The sequence below is a fragment of the Embleya sp. NPDC127516 genome (assembly GCF_044765325.1).
GTDB lineage: Bacteria > Actinomycetota > Actinomycetes > Streptomycetales > Streptomycetaceae > Embleya.
The window spans coordinates 123,314-135,455 of the sequence record NZ_JBIWJT010000018.1; the positions used below are offsets into that span (position 1 = coordinate 123,314).

At 71.9% G+C, this 12,142-nt stretch carries 8 protein-coding genes; 2 read left to right on the forward strand and 6 right to left on the reverse strand.

Going from position 1 to position 12,142, the window contains the following annotated elements; translation table 11 throughout:
• Window positions 1–1,291: 1,291 nt before the first annotated feature.
• From ACIRL2_RS31705 to ACIRL2_RS31730, 6 genes are all read right to left on the reverse strand, one after another.
• The gene (locus tag ACIRL2_RS31705; protein WP_402236594.1) at window positions 1,292–2,656 is read right to left on the reverse strand and encodes a replication-associated recombination protein A; all 1,365 of its coding nucleotides are present in this window, start codon (window positions 2,654–2,656) and stop codon (window positions 1,292–1,294) included.
• 935 nt (window positions 2,657–3,591) lie between these two features.
• Entirely contained in the window at window positions 3,592–4,404 is an 813-nt protein-coding gene (locus tag ACIRL2_RS31710; protein WP_395871933.1) for a vWA domain-containing protein, read from the reverse strand.
• A gap of 106 nt (window positions 4,405–4,510) precedes the next feature.
• On the reverse strand, window positions 4,511–5,023 hold the full coding sequence (locus tag ACIRL2_RS31715) for a hypothetical protein (RefSeq protein WP_395871935.1): 513 nt from the start codon (window positions 5,021–5,023) through the stop codon (window positions 4,511–4,513).
• Between the two features lie 761 nt (window positions 5,024–5,784).
• Window positions 5,785–7,587, reverse strand: a complete 1,803-nt coding sequence (gene aspS / locus ACIRL2_RS31720; RefSeq protein WP_402236597.1) for an aspartate--tRNA ligase — start codon at window positions 7,585–7,587, stop codon at window positions 5,785–5,787.
• Window positions 7,584–8,843, reverse strand: coding sequence for a histidine--tRNA ligase (hisS, locus tag ACIRL2_RS31725; protein WP_395871938.1), 1,260 nt, complete (start codon window positions 8,841–8,843; stop codon window positions 7,584–7,586). The genes aspS and hisS overlap by 4 nt, the downstream gene beginning before the upstream one ends.
• A 14-nt stretch (window positions 8,844–8,857) precedes the next feature.
• The gene (locus tag ACIRL2_RS31730; protein WP_395871940.1) at window positions 8,858–9,553 is read right to left on the reverse strand and encodes an MBL fold metallo-hydrolase; all 696 of its coding nucleotides are present in this window, start codon (window positions 9,551–9,553) and stop codon (window positions 8,858–8,860) included.
• A gap of 313 nt (window positions 9,554–9,866) precedes the next feature.
• On the opposite strand from ACIRL2_RS31730, the gene ACIRL2_RS31735 reads away from it, so the two are divergent.
• Together ACIRL2_RS31735 and ACIRL2_RS31740 are read left to right on the forward strand one after the other, a co-directional pair.
• Entirely contained in the window at window positions 9,867–10,703 is an 837-nt protein-coding gene (locus ACIRL2_RS31735) for a peptidylprolyl isomerase (protein ID WP_395871942.1), read from the forward strand.
• Between the two features lie 105 nt (window positions 10,704–10,808).
• On the forward strand, window positions 10,809–12,038 hold the full coding sequence (locus ACIRL2_RS31740) for a DUF349 domain-containing protein (protein WP_395871944.1): 1,230 nt from the start codon (window positions 10,809–10,811) through the stop codon (window positions 12,036–12,038).
• Window positions 12,039–12,142: the final 104 nt, after the last annotated feature.

The window sequence follows — 12,142 nt, forward strand, 5'->3', positions numbered from 1 at the left end:
CACGAAGGTGGGCCGATCCCACTGCCGGCCGGAGATACGCCCGGGCGCCCCACGCCCCCACACGGCAGCAAGTCGAGGGCCGGCGGGGCACGACGAGGCGGCGCCTGCGGGGCATGGCGAGGTGGGGCACCAGGGGCAGGGGACATGGCGGGGCGAACCGACTCACGAAGGTGGGCCGATCCCACTGCCGGCCGGAGATACGCCCGGGCGCCCCACGCCCCCACACGGCAGCAAGTCGAGGGCCGGCGGGGCACGACGGGGCGGGGCCTGCGGGGCATGGCGGGGTGGGGCCTGCGGGGCATGGCGGGGTGGGGCACCAGGGGCAGGGGACATGGCGGGGCGGACCGACTGACGAAGGTGGGCCGATCCCACTGCCGGCCGGAGATACGCCCGGGCGGCCCACGCCCCCACACGGCAGCAAGTCGAGGGCGGGCAGGGCAGGCCGGATCGCGGCGGACCGGCACAGAGAAAAGGGACGGGCGGGGGTATCGCGGGGCGGGCACATCCACTCACCGGGCAACGGCGAGGGCGGCCGGGCAGGGCGGATGGGCGCGCACGGAGGCGGGCCGATGCCATGACCGGACGAGCACCGAGAGGCGAGGCCGGCGCATGCACTCACGCACCATCGGACGGGGCGAGAGCCGGCGAGGCGGGCGCATCCGCTCACGCGGCAGCGGCCGGGGTCACCGGGACAGGCCAGGACGCGGCGGGCTGCACATGGGCACACGAAAGTGGGCCCATCACATGGCAGGGCGGAGGCACTGCGAAACGGGCACCCAGCGGGTCGGGGGTACGGCGGGCTGACGCGTGGCGCACGAGCACACCGCGACGGGGATCAGGCAACGATGTCCCGGCGAACCGACGCAGGCGAAGCCGAACACGACGGCGGACCCGACGAGGCCGCACAGCGACACCCACCACCCACCACACAACGCGGCACGCGGCACGCGGCACGCGGCACGCGGCACGCGGCACGCGGCACGCGGCACGCGGCACGCGGCACGCGGCACGAACGTCCTCGCACGTAGCGGGGTTACGGCCCGGAACACGGCGAAGCCGAGACGCGAGCGGCGCGGCGCGTACACACGCAGCGGCAACGGCAGCGCCGCACACGTCGCGCGGCCGAACCGACCCACCGGGCACCCGAGCCGACAGGACGCCCCGCCCCGCAGCCCTCACCACCCTGCCGATCGGGCGCCCTTGCCGCGGCCCGGACGTGCTGATGTCGCCGCTGGGTCGGTCACGCCTTCGGGTGCTCGGGGGAACTTCGGGGTTGGCGGGTTCGGCGGGGCTATTCGGTGGTGGGGGTGGTGGTGCCGGAGAGGCGGGATCTGGTCCAGGTGGCGATGTCGGCGTAGCGGGCCTCGGCGCCGTGGCGGGTGGGCTCGTAGTAGGTACGGCCGTGGATGGCGTCGGGGGCGTACTGCTGCGCGGCCACGCCGCCGGGGACGTCGTGGGGATAGACGTACCCCTGGGCGTGGCCGAGTTTGGCGGCGCCCTTGTAGTGGCCGTCGCGCAGGTGCGGCGGTACCGGACCGGCCAGGCCCTTGCGGACGTCGGCGAGCGCGGCGTCGATCGCCAGGTACGCCGCGTTCGACTTCGGTGCCAGGGCCAGGTGGATCGCCGCCTGGGACAGCGTGATCCGCGCCTCGGGGAAGCCGATCAGCGCGACCGCCTGCGCGGCGGCCACCGCCACCTGGAGGGCGGTGGGGTCGGCCATCCCGATGTCCTCGCTCGCCGAGATCATCAACCGCCGGGCGATGAAGCGCGGGTCCTCCCCCGCGTCGATCATCCGCGCGAGGTAGTGCAGCGCCGCGTCCACGTCGGAGCCCCGGATCGACTTGATCAAGGCGCTCGCCACGTCGTAGTGCTGGTCCCCGTCCCGGTCGTACCGCACCGCCGCGCGATCCACCGCGCTCTCCAGCGTGGCCAGCGTGATCGTGTCCTCGCCCTTGTCCGCCGCCGATCCCGCGCCCGCCTCCAGCGCGGTCAGGATCCGTCGCGCGTCGCCACCCGCGATGCGCAGCAGGTGCTCCTCGGCGTCCGGGTCGAGGGTGAGCGTGCCCTTGAGCCCGCGCTCGTCGGCGAGTGCGCGGTGCACCACCTCGCGCAGGTCGTCGTCGGTCAACGACTCCAGGGTCAGCAACAACGAGCGGGAGAGCAGCGGGCTGATGATCGAGAAGTACGGGTTCTCGGTGGTCGCCGCGATCAGGGTCACCCAGCGGTTCTCCACGGCGGGCAGCAACGAGTCCTGCTGGGCCTTGGAGAAGCGGTGGATCTCGTCCAGGAACAGCACCGTGTCGCGCCCCTGGGCACCCGCCTGCCGCCGCGCGTCCTCGATCACCGCGCGTACTTCCTTGACGCCCGCCGTGATCGCGGACAACTCCACGAAACGCTGCTTGGTGACGTGGCTGACCACGTAGGCGAGCGTGGTCTTGCCGGTGCCGGGCGGCCCCCACAGGATCACCGAGGACGGCGCGGTGACCCGGCTCTCCGACGACACCAACCGGCGCAGCGGCGATCCCTCACCCAACAAATGCCGCTGACCGAGCACCTCGTCCAGATCGCGCGGTCGCATCCGCACGGCAAGCGGCGCGAGCGAGGGGTCCTTGGCCTGCCGGGCCTCGGCGGCAGCGGTAAAGAGATCGGAATCCACTCCCCGACCCTAACCCCCACCCCCGACGCCCGACCGTCCCGGGAGCTCCCCACCGCACGCCCCGGAGCCCCCACCGACCGCCCCACCGCACTCCCCACGACACGCCGCCGCCGCCGAACGAGAAACGGCGCACCGCCGCCGCCGAACGAGTAAACGGCGCACCAGGAGACGGTCGGCACACCAACAGGCGGCGGAGCGCACCCACCGAACAGCCCCGTGCCCGCCGCCCGACACCACCGCCCCGACTCGGGACCACCACACGACACCGCGCCCCGCGCCACTGCCGCCGACTCTGGACCGGCCAGGGACACGGCCCGGAGCCCCCACCCGACCGCTCTCGCACACAACGCGCCGTCGCCGAGCGGGAGGCGGCGCAGCAACGAGCGGTAGGCAATCTCGTCGGGCGGCACTGCGCCCTGCCGCCCGAGCCCCTGGCCCCGCCACTCGACACCGCACCCGCGCAGCACCGGCATCCAACCGTCCCGGGACACGGCCCCAAGCGCCCGCCGACCGGCCCCACCCGCACCCACAACGACGCGCCGTCGCCGGGCGGAACGCGGCGCACCAAGCGCCAAGCACTCACGAGACAGTCAGCGCGCCCGCCGGGCAGCATTGCGCCTCGCCGCCCGATACCACGGCCCCACGACTCGACACCACACCACACGCCACCGCGCCGACGACCCCCGACCGGCCGACGCGGGACGCCACCCGGAGCGCCCAACCGCCGGCCATGCGCCTTCGCCGAGCCAGGCGCGGCACCAAAAAACAACCGGCGCACCCACCAGGCAGCATCGCGCCTCACCGCCCGAGACCACGAAGCGACACCGCGCCCCGCACCACCGCCACACGATCTCCGCCGACCCGCCCAGCCCAGCCCAACCGCGCGGACGCAGCCCCCATCGCCCGTGCGGCTCACCTCCCCCGAAGGGCTCGGGTCAGCGCAGTACCCCGGCCGCCTTGGCCGTCTGGAGCCATTCGGGGAATTCGTTCATCAGGTTGTCGAAGAGTTCGGCGTCGGGCATGCGCCTCGGGTCCGCGCCCGCCTCGAAGAAGCCCGCGTTGTCGACCACGCGGTGCTTGGGCGCGGGCAGGTCGTCCAAGCGGTGCAGGAAGCGGAACTCGTCCCGGCCGAAGCCGATGAACTGCCAGAAGATCGGCAGCCCGGCCGCCTGGCAGATCGCCTTCTCGGCGGCCTTCGCGTTGTTCGGCGCGCCGTCCGTCTGGAAGATCACGAAGGCCGGATCGGTCGCCCCGCACGACCGGTAGTGCGCGATCACCGCTTCCATCGCCGACACGTAGTCCGTGGTGCCCATGTGGCCCAGCTTCTTGTGCAGCGCTGCGATCCGGCCGCCGTAGTTGTCCAGCGAGATCTCCTCGGCCTCGTGCGCCTTCGTGTCGAAGAAGATCACCGGCACCGAGCCGTCGTCGTCGAAGTGCGCGGCAGCGGCCAACACCCGGTCGGCGAGCGCCTGTACGCTGCCGTTCTTGTAGAACGGCGCCATGCTGCCGGAGCGGTCGAGCACGAGGTAGACGGCGGCGCGCACACCCGCGAGCCGGTTCTTCTCCAGGCTCACCCCGGCCGCCTTGTACAGGCTGACCAACCCGGGTGCGGAGCGCTCGATCTTGGCCAGCGAGACCGCCGAGCCGCTCCCGCTGCGCACGGTGGCCGGGGGTGCGGCGGCGGGCGGTGCGGCGGCCGTCGAGGAGTCCGGGTTCGACTTCTTGCGACCGAACAGCGAGAAGGGCATGGCGAGGGCTCCCAGCAGTCGAACGAGTCGGGTGGCCGCCCCCTCCCGGGGGCTTCACCGGCCTACGCTCCCAGATCGCCCGCCCCCACGAACAGGGGCAGATCCCTCAGGAATCGGCCATGTCGCAGCCCACCCGTAGCTTCCGCAACCCGTCCGGCGTCAGCCCGGGCGGCACCACCACGACATCACCGATGTCGCCGGCCCACATCACCTGCGGCCCGAACGCCTCGGCCAGCGCCACCACCGCCCGTTCCGCCGCGCCCGGTCCCGGGGCCCGGAAGGTCAATCCGGACACCGGCTCGTCGGCCCCGATGCGTTTCCGCTCGCCCGCGACCGCGACCGCGAACCCGCCCAGGTGGTCGCCGTCACCCGCTCCGGGTCGCTCCGGCAACGGGTTCGGCACCTCCGCGCCGTCCACCCACAGGGTGAACCAACAGCGCGCGGACAGCCCTTCGCCCCGCAACACGGCCAGTACCTCGCCGACTCCCGGGTAGGACACGGCACGTGCCTCCTCCAGCAGGTCGGCCGGCACCGGCGTGCCGAACGACTCGACGAACTCCAGGCCACCCTCGCCATCGGTGAACCAGCGCAGCGGATTGATGTGCACGGTGTGGCTCATGCGACCTCCCCTTTCGAGCCCGAAACCCGGCCCACCCCAGCATCCCGCTCGGCTCCGACATCCGCGCCGCCCGCGACGCCCCCACCGGCGTCACCGCCGCCGGGCGCAACGGGCCCACCACCTCCGCGTGTTCCACCGCCCACGCCGGCCGTCCGTGCCGACAAGCCACCCCGCACGACGCCCCCGGCCCCGCTCCCCCGCTCCGCCGTCGCGGCCCGCCGTCGGCGCGACGCGAAGTACCACTCCTGCCACTCGCGCGTGCCCTCGATCGCCCGCACCCGCGCCATCGCGTACAACCGGGTCGGCGGCGACCCGCGATATCGCATGTTGGCCACCGTCCCGTCCGGCTCGGCCAGGAATCGTGCGATGGCGCCCTGCGTCCAGCCGCGCCCCTGCACGACGGACCGCGTCACGTACTCCGCCGGCACCCGCCGCTTCGTCAAATCCACCGCCATGTCGGCCTCCCCGAGGTCATCCGAACCGGTGCGGCACCGGCTCGACTTCCAAGGTAGGCAGACCCGGGTCCGTGCGCTCCGACCCTGTGCAGAAGCGTTTCGGCTACCCCACGAGTCGACAAAGTCCGGCAACGCCGAAGGGCGGCCGAGCCATTGGCTCGACCGCCCTGATCCCCGCACGTGCGGGGCCGACGGGAGGGCGGACAGGATCCGAGACGTCATCGCCGGACCATCCCCGCACGGAGCATGCCGGAGGGCGGGGCCACTCGCACGCCCACCGTCCCGACGACATCCACCCGCCGGCGGTTACGCCTTCTCCGCACCCTCGCTCGGGACACCGTCACCGGAGTCCGACTTGGCCTTCGGCTTCGCGTCGATCCCCGCCTCACGCCGCTGCTGCACCGTGATCGGCGACGGAGCCCCGGTCAACGGGTCGCCACCGGAAGCGGTCTTCGGGAAAGCAATCACGTCCCGAATGGACTCGGTTCCGCCCAAAAGCGCCACCAACCGGTCGAGACCGAGCGCGATCCCGCCGTGCGGCGGCGGCCCGTACGCGAACGCGTCCAGCAGGAACCCGAACTGCGACTGCGCCTCCTCCTCCGACATCCCGATCGCCGCGAACGCCCGCTCCTGCACGTCCCGACGGTGGATACGGATCGAACCGCCACCGATCTCGGTCCCGTTCAGCACGATGTCGTACGCGTTCGACAGCGCCTCGCCCGGATTCTTGTCGAACCCGTCGAGCCACTCCGCGGTCGGCGCGGTGAAGGGGTGGTGGATCGCGTGCCAGCCCTGGTGGTTGCCGGCCGCGTCCTCGATCGGCTCGAACATCGGGAAGTCGACGACCCAGAGGAAGTTCCACCGCGACTCGTCGATCAGCGAACCCCGACGCGCGATCTCCAGCCGGGCCGCGCCCAGCAGTTCCAGCGAGGCCGTACGCCGACCCGCCGCGAAGAAGATGCAGTCGCCCTTGGCCGCGCCGGTCGCCTCGACCAGGCCGGCCAGGTGCTCCTCGGACAGGTTCTTGGCCACCGGGCCGCGCAGTTCGCCGGTCTCCGCGTCCACCAGCACGTACGCGAGCCCGCGCGCGCCGCGCGCCTTGGCCCAGTCCTGCCAGCCGTCGAGCTCCTTGCGGGTCTGCGCGGCGCCGCCGGGCATCACCACCGCGCCGGTGAACTCGGCCTGGAACACCCGGAACGAGGTGCCCTCGAAGTAGGCCGTCAGGTCGACCAGTTCGCAGCCGAAGCGGGTGTCCGGCTTGTCCGAGCCGTAGCGCGCCATCGCCTCGGCGTAGGCCAGTCGGGGCAGCGGCAGCGGGATCTCCACGCCGTGCACCTCGCGCCACACGCGCGCGATCAGCTTCTCGGTCAGCGCCAGGATGTCCTCGGCGTCGCAGAAGGACATCTCGACGTCCAACTGGGTGAACTCGGGCTGCCGGTCGGCCCGGAAGTCCTCGTCCCGGAAACAGCGCGCGATCTGGTAGTAGCGCTCCATGCCGGCGACCATGAGCAGCTGCTTGAACAGCTGCGGCGACTGCGGCAGCGCGTACCACGAACCCGGCTGGAGCCGCACCGGCACCAGGAAGTCGCGGGCGCCCTCGGGCGTGGACCGGGTCAGGTACGGCGTCTCGATGTCGAGGAAGTCGTGGTCCTCCATCACCTCGCGGATCACCCGGGTGACCTTGGAGCGCAGCCGCAGGTTGCGGGCCATCGGCGCGCGCCGCAGGTCGAGGTAACGGTGCTTGAGCCGCACCTCCTCGTTGACCGTGCCCGGCGTGTACTCCTCGATCGGGAACGGCAGCGGGGCCGCCTCGGAGAGGATCTCGAAGTCGTCCACGACGACCTCGATCGCACCGGTGGGGATCTCGGTGTTCTCGTTGCCGTCGGGGCGCACCCGCACGTCGCCGGTGATCCGCACGCAGAACTCGGAGCGGAGGTTGTGCACGGTCTCCAGGTCGCGGAAGACCACCTGTACGGTGCCCGACGCGTCCCGCAGGTCCACGAACGCCACGCCGCCGTGGTCGCGCCGCCGGGCGACCCACCCGGCGAGCGTCACGGTGTGGCCGGCGTGCTCGGCGCGGAGCGTCCCGGCGTCATGGGTGCGGATCACTGAAGCTTCTCCTTCAAGACGGTGACGACCTGGTCGAGCGGGACCGGGGTCTGGTCCCCGTTCGACAGGTCCTTGATCTGGGCGACGCCCTCGGTGAGGTCGCGGTCGCCGACGACGATGGCGTAGCGGGCGCCGGATTGCGACGCGGCCTTCATGGCGCCCTTGAGCTTCTTCCCGCCGAAGGCCATGTCGGCGGGGATGTCCTCGATCCGCAGCTGGGTGATCATGCCGAACACCGCGCGGCGGGCCGCGTCGCCGATCGCGACGCCGTAGACGTCGCAGTCGGCCGGGGTCTCCACGGTCTGGCCCTCGGCCTCCATCGCGAGCATCGTGCGGCCGATGCCCAGCGCCCAGCCCACCGAGGGCAGGTCGGGGCCGCCGAGGTCCTCGGAGAGGCCGTCGTAGCGCCCGCCGCCGCCGATCGCCGACTGCGCGCCGAGGCCGTCGTGCACGAACTCGAACGTGGTCCGGTTGTAGTAGTCCAGCCCGCGGACCAGCCGGGGCGTGTCCTCGTAGGAGATCTCCAGCTCGTCGAGCATGCCGCGGACGAACGTGTGGTGTTCGGCGCACGCCTGGCACAGGTGGTCGGTGATCAGCGGGGCGTCGGCGATCAGCGCCTGCACCTCGGGGCGCTTGTCGTCGAGCACGCGCAGCGGGTTGATCTCGATCCGCGCGTGCGTCTCCGCGTCCAGGTCGAGCGCGCGCAGGAACTCCTGGAGCTTGGTCCGGTAGACCGGACGGCACTCGCGGCAGCCGAGCGAGTTGAGCAGCAACCGGAAGTCGCGCAGGCCCAGCTTCGTGAAGCCCTCGGCGGCGAGCGCGATCATCTCGACGTCGACCAGCGGGTCGTCGCTGCCGATCGCCTCGGCACCGACCTGGGTGAACTGGCGGGTGCGGCCCGCCTGGGGGCGCTCGTAGCGGTAGTACGAGCCGAAGTACCACAGCTTGACCGGCAGCCGGCCGGCGTACAGGTTGTGCTGGAGTACCGAGCGCATCACGGCCGCGGTGCCCTCGGGGCGCAGCGTCAGCGAGCGGCCGCCGCGGTCCTCGAAGGTGTACATCTCCTTGGTCACGATGTCGGTGGACTCGCCGACGCCGCGCAGGAAGAGGCCGGTCTCCTCGAAGGTGGGGGTCTCGATGTACTGGAAACCCGCGTCGCGCAGCTCCAGGCCGAACTGGATCCGGATCCGGTTGAACGTCTCCGAGTACGGCGGAAGCATGTCGAAGGTGCCCTTGGGGGCGTTGAAGGTACTCACGGTATGAAAATCCGTCACATTCCTCGGTGCGGTCCCGCGGGCGGCGTCAGCTCTTGCAGATAAGGGTTGCTCGCGCGCTCGCGGCCGATCGTCGTCTGGGGGCCGTGGCCGGACAGCACGACGGTCTCGTCCGGCAGGGGCAGACACACCCGGGACAGCGAGCGCAGCATCTGCGCGTGGTCGCCGCCGGGCAGGTCGGTGCGTCCGATGGAGCCGGCGAAGAGCAGGTCACCCGAGTACAGGATGGGCGGGATGTCCGCGCTTCCCTGGGTGCCGAACGCCACCGACCCCTGTGTATGGCCGGGCGCATGATGGACCGTCAGTTCGAGGCCGGCGAGGTCGAGCACGGCGCCGTCGGTGAGCAGGCGCACGTCCTCGGGTTCGGTGAAGGTCATCCCGCCGAACAGTTGTTGCCCCACGCCCAGCGACAGGCCCTTGGCCGGGTCGGAGAGCAGGTCGCGGTCGTCGGGGTGGATCCACGCGGGCACCTTGTGCTCGGCGCAGACCGGCACCACGGAGAACATGTGATCGATGTGCCCGTGGGTCAGTACGACGGCCACCGGGCGCAGCCGGTGTTCGCGGATGATGTCCTGTACGCCGTCGAAGGCGTCCTGCCCGGGGTCGACGATGACGCATTCCTCGCCGGCGGCAGGGGCGACCACGTAACAGTTGGTCTGGAAGGACCCTGCGGGGAACCCGGCGACGATCACGTTCGTCCTCTCGGTCTCGGGGTCTTCCGGCGGCGGGGCAAGCACGGAAGTATGCGGCGGACGTGGGAATCAGGTACGAGACTACCGGCGCGCGGGGGCGGATCGCGAACCGGTTCAGGGGGTGCGTGCCTAGACTGTGCGCGAGCTGCGGTCGGTTCCGGGCCTGTGGGATCACCGCAGGTCGGGGCCGGTGCACGGATCCCGTCACGGCCGCCGGTTTCCGGTTCCGGCGCCGGGAGCCCTCGCCCGCTGGTCGGGTGTCCCGGGTCGAGTCCATCCACATCGAGTCCGTTCGAATCCAGGAGAGCACGCGGTGGTCACCAAACAGCAGCGCCAGCGGCAGCTCGCGCGCGAGAAGTTCGAGCGCCAGCAGGAGCGACGCGGAACCGCGCAGGCACGTCGGCGCAGGCGCAACCAGGTCATCGCCGCGGTCGCCGCGGTGGTCGTCGTGGCCGGTGGCGGCGCCTGGCTCGCGGTGGCGGCGGGTGATGACGACGACAAGAAGACGACGAACGCGTCGGACACGCCGTCCACGCAGCCCTCGGCCCCGCAGTCGCCGGCTCCCGAGCCCAAGCCGAAGACGTGCGCGGCGCCGGCTCCGGGTGAACCGACCAAGGAGCAGTTCCCCACCGAGCCGGCGATGTCGATCGACACGAACGCGGCGTACACGATGACCCTCAAGACCACGTGTGGCGAGGTGAAGGTCGCGCTGGAGGCGAAGAAGGCGCCGCACACAGTGAACTCGTTCGCGTTCCTGGCGGGCAAGAAGTTCTTCGACCACACCAAGTGCCACCGGTTGACCACGGGTGGTCTGGCCGTGCTCCAGTGCGGCGACCCGACGGGCACCGGCACAGGTGGGCCCGGCTACAAGTTCGTGGACGAGAATCTGGGTACGGCGGGCCCGGACGGCTCGGCCGCCTACCCGGCGGGCACCGTGGCGATGGCGAACTCGGGCCCGGGCACCAACGGAAGCCAGTTCTTCCTGGTCACCGCGGACAGCAAGCTTCCGCCGAACTACACCCCGTTCGGCAAGGTCACGGCCGGGATGGACGTCCTGGCGAAGATCGCCGCCGCGGGCACCGAGGACGGCGGCTCGGACGGCGCGCCGCGCGAGAACGTCGTCCTCGACAGCGTGACCGTGGCCAAGTAGCAACCGACCGGACGCATGTTCCACGGCGACTCCCGGGGCACGGCCCGGCCCGTGCCCCGGGGTCCTGTGTAAAGTGCGCCGCATTCAGCATCGAAGGAGGCCGCTGTGAGCAGCGACCCGTGGGGCCGCGTGGACGAGCAGGGAAACGTCTTTGTCAAGACGGCGGACGGTGAGCGCTCCGTCGGTTCGTGGCAGGCGGGTTCCCCGGACGAGGCCCTGGCCTACTTCCGGCGCAAGTACGAGGGGCTCGCCGTCGAGGTGGAGTTGCTCGCGCGGCGGGTACGGACCACCGACCTCGCTCCCAAGGACGCCCACCACGCGATCGAGCGCCTGCGCGCGAGCATCGTCGACGCGAACGCGGTCGGCGATCTCGAATCGCTCGTCAAGCGCCTGGACGCGTTGGTGACCGTGGTGGACTCCAAGCGCGAGGAGCGCAAGGCAACCCGCGCCAAGGCGCAGGAGGAGGCGCAGGGCGCCAAGGAGCGGATCGTCGCGGAGGCCGAGCAGCTGGGCCAGAGCACCGATTGGCGGCCGGCCGGCGAGCGGCTGCGCGCGCTGGTGGACGCCTGGAAGGCCGTGCCGCGGCTGGACCGCAAGGCGGACGACGAGCTGTGGCACCGGTTCTCGCAGGCCCGGTCCAATTTCGCCAAGCGCCGCAAGGCGCACTTCGCGGAGCTGGACGGTCAGCGCGACAGTGCCAAGCGGGTCAAGGAGAAGCTGGTCGAGGCGGCCGAGGCGCTGTCCACGTCCACCGACTGGACCGACACCGCGGCGCGCTACCGCGATCTGATGAACGACTGGAAGGCCGCGGGCCGGGCCCAGCGCGATGTCGAGGAAGAGCTGTGGCAGCGCTTCCGGGCCGCGCAGGACGTGTTCTTCGCGGCCCGCAGCGAGGTGTTCGCCGAGCGCGACTCCGAGCAGCGGGAGAACCAGGCCGCGAAGGAGGTGCTGCTCGTGGAGGCCGAGACGATCGTGCCGGTGACCGACGTCAAGGCGGCGCGGGCGGCGCTGCGCTCGATCAACGATCGCTGGGAGGCCATCGGCCACGTCCCGCGCGACGCCCGGCCGAAAATGGAGGCCCGGCTGCAGAGCGTGGAGCGGGCGATCCGCGAGGCCGAGGAAGAGTTGTGGAAGCGCACCAACCCGGAGGCGCGGGCGCGGGCGCAGGCGGCGGTGGACCAGATCCAGGCGTCCATCGACAAGCTGACCCAGCAGGCGGAGAAGGCCCGGGCGGCCGGGAACGAGCGCAAGGTGCGCGAGGCCGAGGAGTCGATCGCGGCGCGCGCGGAGTGGCTGGCCGAGGCGAACAAGGCGCTGGAGGAGTTCTCCGGCTGAGCCGGAGAGGTGTTCCGGCTCGGCCTCTCCGGCTCGGTCGGGGAGCCGCGCGCGTGACGCGCGTACGCACACGCTCCCGCGTGCGCGCGGTCGCGAGGCGGACG